Genomic DNA, 17,496 nt, shown 5'->3' on the forward strand with positions numbered 1-17,496 from the left:
TAAAATCGCCGGACTCTCGAAAGCTCACGCATGCCCTGTTGCGTCAGGCCGGCTGGCGCAGCGTCCTGAACGTCGCGCGAACTTCTTCCGTGAACGCAGCAGGCTGTTCCCATGCCGCAAAATGGCCGCCCTTAGGGAGTCGGTTGTAGTGGATGAGCTTGGGGTAGGCGCGTTCCGTCCAGCTCCTGGGCGCGGCGTAGATTTCGTCCGGGAATACGCTCACGCCAACGGGCAGCTCCACGTGCTTGGGCTCGAAAAAGTTGAGCTTGTTTTCCCAGTACAGGCGCGCGGAGGAGACCGCCGTCTTCGTCAGCCAGTAGAGCGTGACGTTGTCGAGCACGTCATCTTTCGTCAGGCCTTCGGGCTGGCCTGCGAATACGCGTGCGATCAGCGCCTGTCCGCTCGCGTCGTGGTCGAGCATCCACGCAGCGAGGCCCACTGGCGAATCCTGGATGCCATAGAGCGATTGCGGGCGGTTCGCCATTTCGAGCGCGTAGCCCAGACCGTGCTTGTAAAAGTAATCGAGCTGGTCGTATGCGTGCTGTTCCTCCGGCGAAAGTCCGGTGGGAGGCGGCGTGCCGTCTTTGAGCGATCTGGCGATAGCGTCGGGCACGGTTGCGGGCATGTTGGTGTGAATGCCCACGAGTCCCGCAGGCTTGAGCAGCGCCAGCTGTTCCGTCACAGCGTTGCCCCAGTCGCCCCCTTGCGCCGCGTAGCGCGTGTAGCCGAGCCGGTTCATCAGCACGGCCCAGGCGCGAGCGATACGCTGGGGGTCCCAGCCGGTCTTCGTCGGCTTGCCCGAAAAGCCGTAGCCGGGAAGCGAAGGAATGACGACATGGAACGCGTCGGACGGACTTCCGCCATGATCGGTCGGATTGGTGAACGGCTCGACGATCTTCAACTGCTCGATGATCGAGCCGGGCCAGCCGTGTGTGACGATGATCGGCAGCGCGTTCTCATGCTTCGAGCGCGCATGGATGAAGTGAATGTCGAGCCCGTCGATTTCCGTGACGTATTGCGGCAGTGAGTTGAGCTTCGCTTCCACCTTGCGCCAGGTGTAGTCGGTGGCCCAGTAATTGGCGAGCCTTTGCATGGTTGCGAGCTGCACGCCTTGCGATGCGTCGTCCACTGTTTCGCGCTCCGGCCATTGCGTCGCGACGATCCGGCGGCGCAGATCGGTCAGCGCCGCTTCCGGCACGTGCACGCGAAGCGAACGAATGGAAGACGGATCGCCGGCAGCAATCTGCGTGATGCCGCTCGCGGAGGGCTTCGATTCTGCGAAGGCGAGCCGGCTCATTGCGACACCTGCGGCCAGCGTTGCTGCGGCGCCGATGAAGCGCCGGCGCGAAAGAGGTGCGGGATGAAGATCGTTTGACATGCCAATTCCTGATAGAGATGTTGTACCGTGGTGGGCAGGAAACATCAGGCGTGCGCACGCACCTCGGCAAACAAGGTATGCGTCGTATTCCTAACTATTTACGCTAGAAACCGGGCTGCAAAAAACTGCGCGCGCCGGTGCAGCGGCTATTCGGTGTCGAGCGAACGAATCAGATTGGCGCGCAGGTTCACGATCGCCTTCTGTAGCTTCATGAAGTCGTCGGGACCCAGTCCGGTGGCTTCGGTGAGATCCGCGATCTTCAGGCTCTTTTCGCGCAGCTTGCGGCCGCTGGCGGTCAGGCTCACACGCACCTGGCGCTCATCCTCCGGATCGCGCCGCCGTTCCACATACCCCATCGCTTCGAGCTTTTTCAGCATCGGCGTGAGGGTGTTGGATTCGAGAAAGAGCTTCTCGCCCAGGCCGCTCACCGTCTGGTTGTCCTGCTCCCAGAGCGCGATGATCGCGATGTACTGCGGATAGGTCAGCCCGAGTTCGTCCAGGATCGGCTTGTACGCCTTGCCGAAGGCCAGATTGGTCGAGTACACGGCGAAGCAAAGATAGTCTGCGAGCGGCGCGGGCTTGGCGCCCGGCGCCGGGTGATCCGTCGATTTCATGGTCATCCTCTTCAGACGAAGGCCTCAATGGCTCGCAAACTTGAATAAATCGCTTGCGATTATATCGTAGGCCGACACCGGTTTCGCCGTACACCGCCACTGCGATGCCCGGCGAAACAGCCACCACGCGGTGGCGCGATCAATGGTGGGCGAAGAGGCTGTTTCGCTCCATTGAGACGCGGCTGCCCGCGTCCGTGCCGACATCGGCCATGCCGCCGAACGCGGTGGCTGCGCTGCCGCCTTCGGTGCGCTCCGCGGCGAGCGTTTGCACGCTTTGGCCGCGTTGCGAAGCCGGTGCGCCGACTTCGGGGCGATAGGCCGGGGCCGGGCCATAGCCGCTGGCGAATGCGGGGGCGGCTGCGCTAGCCGAGAGGGCAATGAGGAGTGTGGCGATGAGTCGGGTTTTCATGATGATGTCTCGCTAAGTGAAGTTCAGTGGGTTTCGGTGAACGCGGTCATTGCGTTTGCCGCTCACGCGGTCACGACCTTCAGGCTCACGTCGATGTTGCCGTGCACGGCCTTCGAGTACGGGCAGATTTGATGGGCGCTGCGCGCGATGGCCTCCGCCACGTTCTGCTCGACGCCCGGCAGCGTGACAGTGAAGTGCGCGCCGAGGAACCAGGCGGCGCCGGTCTGGCCGATATCGACCTGGATGTCCACCGCCGCGTTGGGCGGCAACGTAACTTTCTTCAGCGAAGCCGCAATGCCGAGCGCGGAGATATAGCAGGCAGACCATGCGCCCGCGAACAGCTGTTCGGCGCGCGGGTGCGGTTCGGTGCCGACGATGTCGAGCGTTTCGCCGCTTGAAGACGTGAGCTCGAGGTCGACCACGCCGAATTCGCCGCGTTGCGCCGCAGGGTCGTGGTTGACGGTGGTGTGGGTGTTGCCCGAGAACAGGACTTTGTCGATCGTTGCCATGATGCGTTCCTCAATGAAATCAGGGATTTAGTGCTATGCGTCGCATAAGATCGAATCGCATGCGATGCATAATGGACGAGGGATTCCGCTTTGTCAAGCGCATAAGATTAAATCGCATACGATTTATATGGGGTTGCTTCGGGAGAGAATCGTGCGCTGAGACGTTATCGATCGTTTGAGTGATCGTTCTCGATCGAGCCCTTTTGGGGCGGCGCGTCAGGGAGGCGGCGCGGCTGCCCGAGCCGCCTCAGAAGAATGCGGGCGCCTACGCGGCCAGTTCGATGGCGGGCTCGCAGAGAATGGGGAAGTTCACTGAATTGGCGATATAGCACTGCTCGTGCGCCGCATGATGCAACCGTTCGGCGAGGCTGCGGTCGTCGCTCGCGCGGATCGTCACGCGCGGGCGCAACACGATCTTCGTGAACGCGCCGCGCTGCGGCGTATCGGCCATCGTGCCTTCGGCCGTGTCTTCGTAGGCGAGCACCGCGATGCCCGCCTCCGCGCACAGATGCAGATACCAGAGCTTATGGCACGCCGAAGCGGAAGCCACGAGCAGGTCCTCGGGATTCCAGCGCGCGGCGTCGCCGCGAAAGGCCGGATCCGACGAGCCCGGAATGTCCGGCTTGCCGCTCGCGCGTATCACGTGATCGCGGTCGTAGTCGCGATAACCCGAGGTGCCCGTGCCGCGATTGCCTGTCCATTGCACCGAAACGCGGTAGGTGTGTTCGCCATGCGCCATGCTGACTCTCCGTGTTGCATCGAAAAGGGTACGTCATTATGAACGCTTTCGGCATTTTGGTATACCATTATGCCGAAATCGCCCAAATGAAAAACCAGCCAGGAACCGGCCAGACACACATGGAAACACGATTCGACTCTACAGCGGACGCGGTTGCGTCCGGGTTGCGCGATCTGATCGTCAGCGGCGAGCTGGGCGGTGGCGAGCGCCTCGTTGAGCGCGACCTCGCGGAGCGTTTCGAGGTGAGCCGCATTCCGCTGCGCGAAGCCATCCAGCGGCTCGCGCGCGAGGGGCTCGTCGAGATTTTCCGCAATCGCGGCGCGGTCGTGCGCATGCTCACGGCGCACGACGTGGAGGAGATCTACGGCTTGCGCGTGCTGCTCGAAGGCGACGCGATCTTTCACAGCGTCAAGCGCATCGACGACGAAACGCTCGCACGCGCGGAACTCGTGCACCGGCTGCTGGGCGAGGCGGCCGCCACGCAAAAGCAGGGCGATCTCAACCGCGAGTTTCACGAGCTGCTCTATGGCGCATGCGGCAACGCTCGCCAACTGGCGGCTATTCGCGAACTGCGCGCGCAAGTGGAACGCTACGAGCGGCTGCAGAATACGCTGCTTGCCGATACCCCCTCCTTTCAGCACGAACACGAGGCGATTCTCGAAGCGTGCCTCGCCCGCAACGCGCGCAGCGCGCGCGCCTTGACCGTGGCGCATATCGATTCGGCGAAGCGCGTCGTGCTCGCCGTTGTGGAGCGCATGGCGGCACAAGGCTAGGGCGCATACACCGCGGCGTTCACGCGCATTGCACCGGTTTTTACGACATTTTTTCTTGTGACCCTTCCGGGCAATCCCTAGACTGGCTGCATCGAAACGACAGGAGACGCCATGTCGATCTCGCGTGCAACCCAGCGCCCGGATGAGCCGGTCACCTCCGTGCTGCCCGGCCTTGGCCGGCTCGTGCTGAGGCGCTTCGATCCGCGCCACGACTCGTGGGAAGCGCTCACGCGTTTGCTGCATCGCGCGTTCTCGCGGCTCGCATCGCTCGGATTGCATTGCGCCTGCGCCGACCAGGCGGCGAGCCTCACGCGTGAACGCGCGCTGGCGGGAGACTGCTTCGTTGCGCTCTGCAATGGCAGGATCATCGGCACGCTCACGGTGGAAGGTCACGATAGCCATTCGCAGTGCGAACATTATCGCCAGCGCAGCGTGGCTTCGGTGCATCAGTTCGGTATCGAGCCTAAATGGCAAAGCCGCGGCATTGGCCGTGCGCTGCTCGATTTCGCGGGGCGTTGGGCGGCTGCGCGCGGCTACACGCAGCTCGCGCTCGACACGCCGTTTCCCGCCGCCCACCTCATCGCGTTCTACCGCGCGCAAGGCTTCAGTCTCGTCGATGTCGTGCGCTTTGCCGGCCGTGGCTACGACAGCGCCGTACTCAGCAAAGCCGCTGCGGCGCGTTGCAGCGTGGAGTTTGCACACCTGCACGGCGCGTTGCGGCACTGCACGTCGCCGGGCCCGCTCGTCTGAGCGTGCGCCACCCTCACGCCTTGTGCGTGCGCGCCGCTTCGCGTTCCAGATAGCGCAGGAATTCGTCGGCGGGCATGGCCTTCGCATAGAGCCAGCCCTGCGCGTACTGCACACCGTGCTCGCGCAAGTATTGCGCTTGCGCTTCGGTTTCCACACCCTCGGCGACCATCAGCAGGTCGAGGCTGCGGGCCATGTCGATCACGTGCGGCACGATCTTGTTCATTTCCTCGCCGCTCGCGAATGAGCGGATGAACGAGCGGTCGATCTTGATGCCATCCACCGGCAGTTCCTGCAGATACGAGAGACTCGAATATCCCGTGCCGAAGTCGTCGATGAAGATTCGGTGGCCCGCCGCGCGAAACGCCTCGATAACGGGCGCGGAGCCGGCTGTGTCGATGAGCGTGCGCTCGATCGCTTCGAACCAGATCTGCTCGGGGCGCACCGCATATTTTCCGAGAACGGGCTTGAGGGTTTCGAGCACGCGCGTGCCGGCGAGATCCTTGCCGGCGAGGTTCAGCGAGACGTGCAGATCGCGGCGCCGGGCCAGCACGGCGCCCACGCTCTCGAACACCGAGCGCACGACCTGGTCGGTAATGGGCTCGACGAGACCGAGCGATTCCGCCATGGGAATGAACGTGTCTGGCGCGACGACGGAGCCGTCTTCGAGCTTCCAGCGCACGAGTGCTTCGGCGCCGACGCAGCGCCCGCTTTCCAGCGAGACGAGCGGCTGCAGCCACGCGACGAACTGGCGCCGCCGGATGCCCTCCAGTATCGCGCTGCGCGGCGTGCGCAGCTTGCGGCGCCAGCGCATGACGAGCCACGTGCCGAATACGCTCAGGACGAGCGCCGGCGGCAACAGCGTCTGGAGTTGCGCGGGCAGGTCGCGGCGCATGCGGTTCTCGGGCTCGTACGCGACCACGGCAATGGGAAAGCGGCTCGAGCGCTCCACGACGTAATAGCGGCCCTCGAAATACTGGCTGTTGCTGGTGCGCTTGAGCGCTGCGCGAACAATCGCATCGTCGACGTGTGCCCAGCTTGTAATGATGCCGCCGTCCTGCGTTTCGAGCACGGCCAGCTGGATGGCGTCGTCGAGCGGCACGATGTCGAGGTAAAAGCGCGGATCGATCACCACGACGTGATTGCCGAGACGCAAGTTGAGCATGCGCCGCTCGTTGTCGCGCTTGCCGACTTCGCTATGCCAGGCGGTGAAGCCGTCGGCGTAGGTCCATTCGGGTGGCGGCAACGCGGTATCGACGTCGCCGCGTTGCGAGCTGCAGCGCAACCGCGCGCCATCGGTCCAGACGACTTCGCGAATGTATCGAAACTGTTCTTCGACATGGCGTAGCCGCTGCAGGTGGTCGCTCGTGCAGGGATCGTCGCCGTATGGCATGAGCTGGTGCAGCGCGGACTCCGCTTCGGCCGTCACGAGTTCGGCGCGCAGCAGCGCGCGGCTCGAAAAGACATCGACCTGGTCGCGCTTCTGGCGTTCGTCGACGGCGTCCGACGCGTACACCGCGGCCATGAGCGTTGCCAGGACGGCGAACGCCACGACACAAAACGTCGTCAGGGCGGTGAGTCGGCTGCTCATGATGGACGGTCGGGCTCCGGCGTCGCGAACGAGGGCGACGCGCGGCCTTCGACGTTCGCCGTTGCCGATGGTAGCGTCTTTCCGATGGCGGCGACGCGCTGCTGTGCGGTGCGGGAGCACACTCGCAGGGCGGCCGGCTCTCCCGCTCATGCATGGCGCATGAACGTGGCCTGCGCAATCGTCAGGCTCGCGCCGGATCGATCGATCGGGAATCCTCTGCAACGACGCGATTGCGCCCGCCTTCCTTCGCGGCGTAGAGCCGCCGGTCGGCCACCGACATGAGCGCTTCGTAGTGGGCGGGGCAATCGGCGGGACTGGCCGCCACGCCGATCGAAACGGTGAATGCGATCGCATCCGCGTCCTGATTTGCGGCGTCGCCCGGCGCGCTGGCCGCGTGCGCTTCGACCGCGCGGCGGATGCGCTCGGCTACGGCCGCCGCCGTGGCGAGATCGGCGCCGGGCAGCAGCGCCGCGAACTCCTCGCCGCCCACGCGCGCGGGCATCTCCGCGCTGCGCAGGTTCTTGCGCAGGATGTCTGCGAATATCACGAGCACGCGGTCGCCCGCCGCATGGCCAAAGCGGTCGTTCACGCGCTTGAAGTAGTCGATATCGAGCATCAGCATGGCCACGGCAGGCGTGGCCGCGTCGCTGCCGCCTTCGCGGGCGGCGCGCTCCAGCGTCTCGTCGAAGACCTCCTGGAAGCGCCGCCGGTTCGCGAGCCCGGTGAGCGGGTCGCTGCGCGCGAGCGTTTCGAGCCGCGAACTTGCCTCGACGTACTGGCCGAATATGTTCTTGACGATGAACAGCGTGCCGACGAGCAGCACGGCGATCGCCAGCCACGCGACGATCAGCGGGCTGCTGAACACGCGGTGCGCCGCCGCGAGCGTGAGCGCGGAGTCGTCCGTGCTCGCGAGCAAGATCCAGTGCGTGTCCCCCACGTGCTGGAAGAGCAGGTAGCGCCCGCCTCGCTGAGCGTAGCCCTGGCCGCGTTGCATCCAGTCCGCCGCCTGTGCGCGCGCCATGTCGATGAGATACGGATCGAAGCTTGCGGGATGCTGTGCCGTGATCTTGCCATCGACGAAATAGACGAGGTCGCCGTTCTTGTTCAGGAGGCCGAATTCGGCAGGCTCCTCGTCCTCCGTCAGGTTGGTGGAGGCGAGCTGGAGCGCGAGCAGGCGCGAGGGCGCGACGTCCATCACCACGGCGCCGCGAAAGCGTCCGTTGGCGTAGACAGGCGCACTGAGCGTGGAAATCGCCTCGCTTCGTTTTGTTTCCGTATAGATCGGAGTCCAGACGATGCCGTTTCCCGGATTCCGGCCGGACAGATGCAGGCGGTAGTAGGGCATCGTGCTGAAGCGCCGCAACAATTCGGGCGCGGGCGCGTCCGGGCGCTCGGGCGAGAGCACATACAGGCCGTTGGCCGAGATGTACGCGACCGTGCTTTGCACCGCGTCGGCGTGCTGGCTGATCGCAAGCAGCGGGCTGATCGAGCGCGCGAGGACGATGTCGGCGGGCAGCGTGGCCGTGTCGCGGTGAAAGCCCTCGATTCCCGTGAGTCCTTGTGCGTTGGTGCCGAAAACGAGCGGTCCGTCCATCGCGCCGGGGACTTGCCATGCGAGCTTGTCGCTGTTGCGCAGCGCGGCCTGCACGGCCGGATCAAGGAGACCTGCGCGCTGCTGGCTCGGCGAGGCGAGCACGTGTTCCGCGTAGTCGCGCAGGAACAGCAGGCGCCGGCGCTCTGCGGAGATCAGCGCGTCCACGCCCACGGCCCGCACCTCCAGGTCACGCTGGCGACTATGCAAGTCGTTGCGCGTCATCTGGTAGAGCTGGCGCAGGCCCACGCCGCTCACCAGCGCCATGGCGGCGAGAAAGCACACCGTCACCACGAGGTGCGGGCGTTTCATGACCATGCTGGAAAAACCGTGCGGCCGCGTGCGGCCAGGCGTGTGCTGCATGAAGCCCCCGGGACAGCGAATGGACGCGCGCGCATCGCGGTGCGGCGTGGCCCGGCGGCGCGGTTCCGGGCATCGCGATGAGCATAGCATCGCGCGCGAGAACCGCGCCGAACGCCGCCTCACAGGGCTCGGAGCGCCCAGGGCGGCACTCAACCGCGCCAGGCGGAATGACGGATCACGCTGCAGAAGTTGCCGGCGTGGAAATGCGGGTCCTTGTCTGCGAGCACGTCGGCCTTCACGTTGCCGAAGGTGGTGGCGGGCTTGTGCTTGATGCCGTCATAGAACGTCTGAATGATGTCTTCCTTGAAGTGCTCGCTGCGCGGGTGTGCGTGAACCACGGCCTCGCGCTCGATGTCGCTGAAGCGGTCGTAGGCAATGCCGAGCACGTCCATTTCGACGCCCGCCGTGACGAGCGCGATCACCGGATGCATGTGCTCGGGAATGCCCGGCGTCGTATGCAGCGCGATGGCGGTCCACACGAGGTCGATGTCGTGCTGCGAGATGCCGTGGCCGCGCAGGAAGTCGCGCGCGGCGTTCGCGCCGTCCACTTCGAAGCGTTCATGGTCGCTGCTGTGCGCATGCGTGAGGCCCATGTCATGAAACATGGCGCCCGCGTAGAGCAGTTCGCGATCGAACTTCAGGCCGAGCCGCCGGCCGGCCAGCGCGCCAAAGTAATAGACACGGCTCGAATGATGGAAAAGCAGCGGCGATTCGGTATCGCGCACGAGTTCGGTAATTTCGCGAGTGAGTTTGCTGTCGGGAATCGCGACATCGGCGAGGGTCGGGGTCATCGGGGTGCTCCGTCGGGGTGGGTGATGACCTCTATTCTGGGCGGCGCCAGGGTTGTCCTCAATCGACGGATACCGTTGTTTTCTGCCAATTCGACCGATTTTGGGCCATCGGGGATTCACGGCGCATAGCGGCACTGCCGTCAACCGGAAAATTTCGCCGCAACCCGGGATTAGCGGCGATAATCGGCAAAATCGATTCGATCGGCGCGCATTTCATGCGCCATGCATGGGCGGCGTATGGGCTGCGAGATGCGGCCCGCGAATCGCACATTGGGCGCACGGGGACGCTGAAGGCAACGCGCCGCGCCAACCAGGCTGGTAAGAACAAGAACCCACGCGACAGACTATGTATTCGATCCTGCCAGCGTTCGTGTCCGCATTATTTCTCGGATTCGGCGTCTACGTGCTCCTGACTGAGGGCTTCACGCGCCTCTCGGTGCCGTTCGCCTTGATGTGCGCGACCACGTTCTTCTGGCAGGGCACCTGGGCGTTTCTGTTCCAGACGTCCGACCCCGATCTGTCGGCCGTGCTCGTCAAGGCCGGTTACTTCTTCATCCTCTTTCTGCCCACCACGTTCTATCACTTCGTGACCGAAGTGAGCGCCCGGCGCGGCGAACGCCCGCTCCTCATCGCGTCCTACCTGCTCAGTGTGCTGCTCGCGGCGCTGTTGCTGTTGAGCGATGCCGTCGTGGACGGCTACGGCACGTTCTTCTTCGGCAAGTATCCGAAGGCGGGCATGCTGCATCCCGTGCATGTGGCGCAGACAGTGCTGCTCGCGTGCCGCAGCGCATGGCTGCTGTATGCCGCTCGCCGCCAGACCCAGGCGCACGACCGCCGCAAGCTGCTCGACCTGTGCTTCGTGAGCCTCGGCCTGTACGCGCTTGCCGCCACCGACTACGCCGTGAATTACGGGCTCGCGTTCTATCCCGTGGGCGCGGTGTTCATCGCGATCAGCCTTGGCATACTCGCGGTCACGATCGTGCGGTTCGGCCTGATGCGCCCGTACCTCATCGCGGCCACGGTGGCGCACGAGGTTGCCACGCCGCTCGCGGCCATCGGCATGCATGCCGAGGAAATCGGCAACGTGCTGCCCGAGCTCATGCGTGGCTACCAGTTGGCCGTGCAGCACCAGTTGTGCGTGGACGGACTCTATCCGGGGCAGTCGGAGCGCCTTTCCTCGCTTGCCACGTCGATACGCCGCCAGGTGGACAGCACGAGCACGGTGGTCGAAATGTCGCTCGCTTCGTTCACGCTCGACCGGCTCGACCGGCGCAGCTTCGAGACCTACCCGGTGCGCTCATGCGTGAACGCCGCGCTCGAGCGCTTTCCGTTTCGCACCGGCGAGCGCGATATGGTGGAGGTGGCGCCTATCGACGCCCAGCTGAGTTTCTCGGGCTCGGATTCGCTGGTCGTGTTCGTGCTGTTCAATCTGCTCAAGAACGCGCTCTTTGCGATTCACGCGGAAATCGCCGAACGAAGCGACAAGATCAGCGACTACGTGGGCCGCGTGGAGATCAGCGCGACGAGCGAAGCGGGCTTTTGCGTGCTGCGCTTTACCGACAACGGCTGCGGTATTCCCGCCGATATTCTGCCGCGCGTGTTCGATCCGTTTTATTCGACCAAGGCGCACGGACGCGGCGCCGGCATGGGCCTCACGTTCTGCCGCCGCGTGGCCGAAGCGCTGGGCGGCACGATTGCGTGCGAGTCCGAGCCGCACGTCCACACGACCTTCACGATCCGCCTGCCGGAGCCCGGCACGAGCGCTGACCGCGCGCTGCACGACGCACCGGCGAAACCCCGCCGTTTTCCGGCGGGGCAGGATTTCGCAGGCTAGTTCATGTAGCCGGGTTGAACGTGCTCAATGCGCGCTTAGTTCGAACCCGAAGGCAGGACCAGCTCGTATTCCTTCACGCGCTCGATGATGCCGGGCGGAAAGCGGCGAATGCGCTTGTCGGTGCCGGCGAAGAGAATCTGCTGATAGCCGAGCGAAACGGGCCGCCCGTCCACGCAAAAGCGGAACACGAGATACGCGGAGCACTGACGCACCTGGAAGGTGTTGAGGTAGCAATCCACGCGCTGGAACGGAAAGGTTTCCTGCACGTATTCCTGGTGGGCGCGCTTGGTGACGAACACACCGCCCGAGGCGAGCAGATTGTTGTGAATGCACTCGTGAAACCAGCGTTCGCGGCAAATGCCCTGCCATTCGAAATAGCGGGCGAAATACGTGTTCATGAACGCGTTCGAGTCCTTCAGGTAAATATCGATGACGTGATGAAACGTTTTGGTCGGCGTAGCTTCCATGATTTCGTCGGAGAATCCGGCGGTGCCACGGGACAGGACGGCGGGAATGGATTCGCGTGCGTACATCAGAGTAACTCCAGATAGGGACTGCAGGCGGCAGCCGCGCGTGCCTCCGCTGAGAAGGAGGCATGCACCATTCTCTTCGTGTTCCTCTTCATCCAGAACCGTGCTCCCCACATACGCAAACCGCTTCATGCTCGCTGGCTGCGATAACGTTTGCGCATGCCTGCGCTGAACGCACCGTTGCGGCTTCGGGTTGCTGTGTCCAGGCGACACGCCGCATAATCGATATGTTTTCCTCGCGGTGCAGCTCCGGGTATCGGGCGCACCGCATGAGGCGCAGTGTGCTTAACCGAGATCCAGCATGAGTTCCATCGTCAGACAGCCGGTCTTTCATCCCGTTTCCGTCGTGTTTCTCGACGACAGCCCCGACTTCCTCTACGCGTTGCGCGGCCTCTTTCCGGGCGCGGGCACGGACCGCTACTTCACGAGCGCCGCACAAGCGCTGGCCTTCGTCGCCTCGCACGAAGCGCGGCAGAGCGCGCGCAATCCCGCTGCGGGCGCTGCATGGTCGGAGTTCGAGAAGCGGGGCGGCAACGCGCTGGGCGAGGACGTGATGGCCGACGCGGCGCGCTTTGGCGATATCGCCGCGCTCGTCGTGGACTACGAAATGCCGGAGATGACCGGCGTTGAGTTTCTCGCCGCCGCGAAGGACGTGGCGTGCACGCGCATCCTGCTCACGGCCACGGCCGACGAATCGCATGCGGTGGAGGCGTTCAACGCGGGGTTGATCGACTTCTACGTGAAGAAGTCCGATCCGGCCATGACCCGCAAGTTGCGCGGCGCGATCGACGATGCCAAGCGCAAGTTCTGCGCACGGCGCGGCCATATCGGCGTGCATGGCGTGGGCGCGATCTACGCGAACCGGCGTATTGCCGATGTGCTGCACGAAGTCGCGCTGCGCGAGCGGATTGTCGAGTACTACTGGCGGCCCGAGCAGAATGCCGTGCTGACGTTCGACGCTGCGGGCAACGCCGGTGTGTTTCTCGCGTGGGATAGCCACGACTGGGCGGCGCAATGCGATGTCGTGGCCGACGAAGGCGGCCCCGCGGCGTTGCGCGAGGAAATGGCGGCGCGCCGTATCATGCCGGTCTTCTGGCCGAACGAGGCGTACCGGCCCGGCATGTCCCGCGTGGAGTTCGCGACGCCGCAGCCGGTGCCGGGACTCGACGACACATATACGAGCTGGACGCGGATCGACGACCCGGGCCTTGTGCCCGGGCTGATTACGTTTGCTGCGTGGCGGGCGCAGCAAGGCGCGCCGGGTGAGGGCGCAAGCCTTGCGTGATGCCGTTCCAGGCCGCGCCTAGAACGTTTCCCAGTCTGCGGTTTCGTTGGACGCGGTGGTCGCGGGGCTGGCCGTTGCCGCCTTTGCCGCTGCGTTCGTGGTCTTGGGTGCCGGCGTGGTTTCCACTGCCTTCGCAGCACGGGCAGGGGCAGGGCGCTTGAGCGGTGCTGCCGGGCGCACGGCACGCGCGCTTTGAGCAGGCGCTCTAACCGTTGAAGCAAGCGCCGGCTCAGCCTGCGCCCCGACCCGGAACACTGTCACGACCTCGCGCAACCCATTGGACTGCGCCGCCATCGACTGCGCCGCGGCCGATGCTTCTTCCACGAGCGCCGCATTCTGCTGCGTCACTTCGTCCATCTGCGCGACGGCGCGGTTCACCTGCTCGATGCCGGTGTGCTGCTCCTCGGAAGCCGCTGCGATTTCGCCCATCAGGTCAGCCACGCGGCGTGCCGAAATCACCACCTCGTCGATCGTCTTACCCGCTTCGTCAACGAGCCTGGTGCCTTCCGATACTTGCGTGACCGACTGCCCGATCAGGTCCTTGATCTCCTTGGCGGCTGTCGCGCTGCGCTGCGCGAGGCTGCGCACCTCGCCCGCCACGACGGCGAAGCCACGGCCCTGGTCGCCGGCGCGCGCCGCTTCCACGGCCGCGTTGAGCGCGAGGATATTGGTCTGGAAGGCAATGCCGTCGATCACGCCGATGATCTGCTCCACGCGCTGCGAGCTGCTCGAAATCTCGTTCATCGTTTCGACCACGCGGCGCACGACTTCGCCGCCGCGCGCGGCGACTTCCGATGCGTTCACGGCGAGCGTATTGCCCTGGCGCGCGTTGTCGGTGTTGTGCTTGACCGTGGTCGTGAGTTCCTCGATGCTGGCGGCCGTTTCTTCGAGCGAGGCGGCTTGTTCCTCGGTGCGCGAGGAAAGGTCCAGGTTGCCGGCAGCGATTTCCTTGGCACCCGTCGTGATCGATTCGGCCGAAGTCTGGATGCGATGCACGGTTTCGACCAGCTGGCGCTGCATCTGCTGCATCGAGTGGAGCAGGCTGTGCTGGTCGCCGGGCGCGAGGTTCACATGCGCCGTGAGATCGCCTTCGGCAATGCGCTGGCAGATCTGCGAGGCATATTCCGGCTCGCCGCCAAGGCTTTGCCGGATCGTGCGGATGAGCCACATGAGGCCGAGCGTCACGGCTGCGCCGATCACCGTCACGAGCAGGAGATTGCTGATCAGCGCGCTGCGGAAGGCGTCGTCGATATCGTCGGTATAGATGCCGGTGAAGAGGTGCCAGTCCCAGCCCGGCACGAGGACCGAATAGCTGATTTTTTCGACCGGCGCGCTCTTGCCCGGCTTCGGCCACCAGTAGCTGCTGTAGCCGTCGCCGCCCGCGGACGAGCTTTTGACGATCTCGAGCGCCACATGCGTGCCGCGCGGGTCCGTCAGGTCCGCCTGGCTCTTGCCTTCCATTTCAGGCTTCGGCGGCACGAGCAGCGCCATGGCGTTGCTGTCGTAAATGCCGAAGTAGCCGCTCTTGTCGTCGCCGTAGCGCATGCCGCGCAGTGTGGCGATGGCGAGACGCTTCGCGTCGTCGGCGCTCATATGGCCGGCGTCCGCTTCTTTCTGGTAGTACGAGACCGCGCCCAGTGCGGTTTGCGTTTCCTGCTCCACCAGGTTCTTGCGGTCCGTCACCATGCCCGAGCGCGTCATAAAGGCGTTGGCCACCACCATCACGACGAGCGAGATCCAAAGCAGCCCGACGATGCTCCAGGCTTTCTGATTCAACGTTATTCGCTTCACGTTCGTTATTCTCCAGCCATCTTCGATTGTTTTTTTCGTAGCGATGCACAGGTGCAGCGCCATCGTGTTTAACGGATGGTTGGAACGGAACCTTAAATTTGCTTATTGGTTCTTTGCGCTGGATGCGGTTTGCGTGTGTTGATTCTTTCGTCAAGCTTTCGCTCGCGGCGCAGCCGTAGAAGCCCGCACGACCAGCCGCGGCGACGAGACCACGCACACGCGTGCAGCCGCGCCCGCAGCCGAATCGGGCGCTTCGACTAGCTCCGTCAGCAACTCGACGGCCAGTTCCGCCGCCTCGATCGTTGCGACCGCAACGGTCGTGAGCGCGGGCCGCGATTCGCGCGCAAGCTGAATATCGGTGATCCCGACCACCGAAAGCTCGCGCGGCACGTGAAGGCCGAGATCGGCGGCGGCCTGCATCGCGCCGAGCGCGGGCAGGTCGTTGGTCGCGAAGATTGCGGTGAGGTCGGGGTGCCGCGCCAGCAATTCGCTCGTGGCCGCGTAGCCGCCTTGCGTCGTGTCCGGCGCATAACGCACGGGCGCGCCCGCGCCGTCGAGCCCGGCCGCCTGCATGGCCGCGACGAAGCCGTCATAGCGCGCCGCATGGATGCCGGAAACCTTGCTGCCGACGATCGCGCCAATGCGCCGATGCCCAAGCGTCAGCAAATGCTGTGCGGCAAGCTCCCCCGCGCGGCGGAAATCCACGGCCACGCACGGCAGGCCAGGCGGGTCGAGCGGGCGCTCCCACATGCACAGCACGACCGGCGCGCCGCGCCGCACGGTGGCGCGCAGGTCGGAGAAGTCGAGATTGGCGTTCATCACGAGCACGCCCGCCGAGAGCGTGCCCGCGATCTGTTCGAGGTAGGCGCGGCCCGTTTGCGGGTCGCCGTCCGTATTGCAGATGATGAGAAAGCGCCCACTGCGCCGCAGCGCATTTTCAACGGCGAGCGCGAACTCCGGGTAGAACGGGTTCGCGATGCTCGACACCATGAGCGCGATGGTCGGCGGCCGCCCTTCGGCGAGCGCGCGCGCCGACAAATGCGGGCGATAGCCGAGCGCCTCGACTGCTTCGAGCACACGCTGGCGCGTGGCTTCGCCCACGCGGCCGCGCTCGCGCAAGACGTTCGAGACGGTGGCGGGCGTCACACCGGCGCGGCGCGCGACTTCGTTGAGGGTCGGCATGCGATCTCAAAATATGGGAAGGCGATTCAACATTTGCATGATTGTGACGGGCACTGCAACATTGGCCCGACAATCAAAACGATTACCGGAGACAAGGCAGCCAGATCGCACACGCGATCGCTTTTTTATGGCCTGCTGATTAAGCGCTTAATCTCCGTGTCGTGCCGATTAGAACATGGAGACGGGACGATGGCGAGCATTTCGTTGCGCGGCGTTCAGAAGGCATACGGCGAGAATGCGCCGGTGATTCGCAACGTCGATCTGGAGATCGGCAGGAACGAGTTCTGTGTATTTCTCGGCCCATCGGGCTGCGGCAAGTCCACGCTGCTGCGCATGATCGCGGGCCTGGAAGACGTGACCGACGGCGATATTTCGATCGGCGGCAAGCTCGTGAACGACGTGCCCGCCGCGCAGCGCGGCGTGGCCATGGTGTTTCAGAGCTACGCGCTGTTCCCGCACATGACCGTGTACGAGAACATGGCGTTCGGCCTGAAGCTCGCGAAAACGCCGAAGGCCGAGATCGATCGCAAGGTGCGCGAAGCTGCGCGCATTCTTCAACTCGAAGCGCTGCTCGAGCGCCACCCCAAGGCGCTTTCGGGCGGCCAGCGGCAGCGCGTGGCGATTGGCCGCGCGATCGTTCGCGAGCCCGGCGTGTTCCTGTTCGACGAGCCGCTTTCCAATCTCGACGCAACGTTGCGCGGCCAGACGCGTATCGAGATTGCACGCCTGCATCGGCAGTTCGAGCAGGCGAGCGTGGTGTACGTGACGCACGATCAGATCGAGGCGATGACGCTCGCCGACAAGATCGTTCTTCTGCACAGCGGTAAGGATACCGAACGATACGGCAGCATCGCCCAGGTCGGCGCGCCGCTCGAGCTTTATCATCGGCCCGCGAGCCGCTTCGTGGCGGGCTTCATCGGCTCGCCGCGTATGAATTTTCTGCCGGCGCGCGTGACGGCCATCGAGGCGAACGGCGTGAGCATCGCGCTCGACGGAAGCGGCGAAACGCTGCGGCTGCCGGTGCAGGGCGCGCGGCTTGCTGTGGGCTCGCCTGTTACCTTCGGCGTGCGGCCCGAGCATCTCGAACTGGTGGGGCAAGGGGTTGTGCCACGCACGTCGGGCAATGATCAGGATGCCTTGACGATCACGCGTGCCATCACGCTGGTCGAGGAACTGGGCGAGCACAGTTACGTGCACCTCGATCAGCCCGGCGGCGCGGTGCTCGTCGCCAAGGCGCCCGGCGACGCACGGCTAGCTAGCGGCGACGCCGCGCAGTTCCGTGCGAGCGCCAACGCCTGCCATCTGTTTGCGGAAGACGGTTTCGCCGTTGCGCCGCTCGCCACCGCCGATCAACCCGCATGAAAACAAC

The 17,496-nt window shown here is 64.7% G+C and carries 16 protein-coding genes; 5 read left to right on the top strand and 11 right to left on the bottom strand.

Annotation, left to right across the window (positions count from 1 at the left end; all coding sequences use genetic code 11):
* Window positions 1–43: 43 nt before the first annotated feature.
* From U5A65_RS29190 to U5A65_RS29210, 5 genes are all read right to left on the bottom strand, one after another.
* Entirely contained in the window at window positions 44–1,378 is a 1,335-nt protein-coding gene (locus U5A65_RS29190; RefSeq protein ID WP_321948663.1) for an epoxide hydrolase, read from the bottom strand.
* Between the two features lie 146 nt (window positions 1,379–1,524).
* Entirely contained in the window at window positions 1,525–1,992 is a 468-nt protein-coding gene (locus U5A65_RS29195; protein ID WP_321914039.1) for a MarR family transcriptional regulator, read from the bottom strand.
* Between the two features lie 139 nt (window positions 1,993–2,131).
* Window positions 2,132–2,401, bottom strand: a complete 270-nt coding sequence (locus U5A65_RS29200) for a hypothetical protein (protein WP_321914038.1) — start codon at window positions 2,399–2,401, stop codon at window positions 2,132–2,134.
* Between the two features lie 62 nt (window positions 2,402–2,463).
* A complete protein-coding gene (locus tag U5A65_RS29205) occupies window positions 2,464–2,910 on the bottom strand; it encodes an Ohr family peroxiredoxin (RefSeq protein WP_321914037.1) in 447 nt (148 codons plus the stop codon).
* Between the two features lie 265 nt (window positions 2,911–3,175).
* Window positions 3,176–3,649 (bottom strand): OsmC family protein, encoded by a 474-nt coding sequence (locus U5A65_RS29210; protein ID WP_321936684.1) that lies wholly within the window; start codon window positions 3,647–3,649, stop codon window positions 3,176–3,178.
* 119 nt (window positions 3,650–3,768) lie between these two features.
* Between U5A65_RS29210 and U5A65_RS29215 the strand changes: the two genes are divergently transcribed.
* Window positions 3,769–4,422: a GntR family transcriptional regulator gene (locus tag U5A65_RS29215; RefSeq protein ID WP_321948664.1), complete on the top strand. Its 654-nt coding sequence runs from the start codon at window positions 3,769–3,771 to the stop codon at window positions 4,420–4,422.
* 111 nt (window positions 4,423–4,533) lie between these two features.
* A complete protein-coding gene (locus U5A65_RS29220; protein WP_321948665.1) occupies window positions 4,534–5,172 on the top strand; it encodes a GNAT family N-acetyltransferase in 639 nt (212 codons plus the stop codon).
* A 13-nt stretch (window positions 5,173–5,185) separates the two neighbouring features.
* Here U5A65_RS29220 and U5A65_RS29225 read toward each other — a convergent pair whose 3' ends face one another.
* The 3 genes from U5A65_RS29225 to U5A65_RS29235 form a co-directional block, all read right to left on the bottom strand.
* Window positions 5,186–6,760 (bottom strand): EAL domain-containing protein, encoded by a 1,575-nt coding sequence (locus U5A65_RS29225; protein WP_321914033.1) that lies wholly within the window; start codon window positions 6,758–6,760, stop codon window positions 5,186–5,188.
* A gap of 181 nt (window positions 6,761–6,941) precedes the next feature.
* Window positions 6,942–8,663, bottom strand: a complete 1,722-nt coding sequence (locus U5A65_RS29230; RefSeq protein ID WP_321948666.1) for a diguanylate cyclase — start codon at window positions 8,661–8,663, stop codon at window positions 6,942–6,944.
* 200 nt (window positions 8,664–8,863) lie between these two features.
* Complete coding sequence (locus tag U5A65_RS29235) at window positions 8,864–9,505, bottom strand: HD domain-containing protein (RefSeq protein ID WP_321914031.1); 642 nt, start codon at window positions 9,503–9,505, stop codon at window positions 8,864–8,866.
* Window positions 9,506–9,851: 346 nt separating this feature from the next.
* Here U5A65_RS29235 and U5A65_RS29240 point away from each other — a divergent pair, with 346 nt between their 5' ends.
* Window positions 9,852–11,339, top strand: a complete 1,488-nt coding sequence (locus tag U5A65_RS29240) for an ATP-binding protein (RefSeq protein WP_321914030.1) — start codon at window positions 9,852–9,854, stop codon at window positions 11,337–11,339.
* 35 nt (window positions 11,340–11,374) lie between these two features.
* Here U5A65_RS29240 and U5A65_RS29245 read toward each other — a convergent pair whose 3' ends face one another.
* Complete coding sequence (locus U5A65_RS29245; RefSeq protein WP_069265858.1) at window positions 11,375–11,872, bottom strand: acyl-CoA thioesterase; 498 nt, start codon at window positions 11,870–11,872, stop codon at window positions 11,375–11,377.
* A 298-nt stretch (window positions 11,873–12,170) separates the two neighbouring features.
* On the opposite strand from U5A65_RS29245, the gene U5A65_RS29250 reads away from it, so the two are divergent.
* Window positions 12,171–13,154, top strand: a complete 984-nt coding sequence (locus U5A65_RS29250; protein ID WP_321914029.1) for a response regulator — start codon at window positions 12,171–12,173, stop codon at window positions 13,152–13,154.
* Window positions 13,155–13,172: 18 nt separating this feature from the next.
* Here the strand turns inward: U5A65_RS29250 and U5A65_RS29255 are convergent, their stop codons facing one another.
* Together U5A65_RS29255 and U5A65_RS29260 are read right to left on the bottom strand one after the other, a co-directional pair.
* Window positions 13,173–14,930, bottom strand: coding sequence for a methyl-accepting chemotaxis protein (locus U5A65_RS29255; protein ID WP_321948667.1), 1,758 nt, complete (start codon window positions 14,928–14,930; stop codon window positions 13,173–13,175).
* A 165-nt stretch (window positions 14,931–15,095) separates the two neighbouring features.
* The gene (locus U5A65_RS29260; protein ID WP_321914027.1) at window positions 15,096–16,127 is read right to left on the bottom strand and encodes a LacI family DNA-binding transcriptional regulator; all 1,032 of its coding nucleotides are present in this window, start codon (window positions 16,125–16,127) and stop codon (window positions 15,096–15,098) included.
* 189 nt (window positions 16,128–16,316) lie between these two features.
* On the opposite strand from U5A65_RS29260, the gene U5A65_RS29265 reads away from it, so the two are divergent.
* Entirely contained in the window at window positions 16,317–17,489 is a 1,173-nt protein-coding gene (locus U5A65_RS29265) for a sn-glycerol-3-phosphate ABC transporter ATP-binding protein UgpC (RefSeq protein ID WP_321948668.1), read from the top strand.
* Window positions 17,490–17,496 lie beyond the last annotated feature (7 nt).

This window comes from Paraburkholderia sp. J10-1 (assembly GCF_905220165.1).
GTDB lineage: Bacteria > Pseudomonadota > Gammaproteobacteria > Burkholderiales > Burkholderiaceae > Paraburkholderia.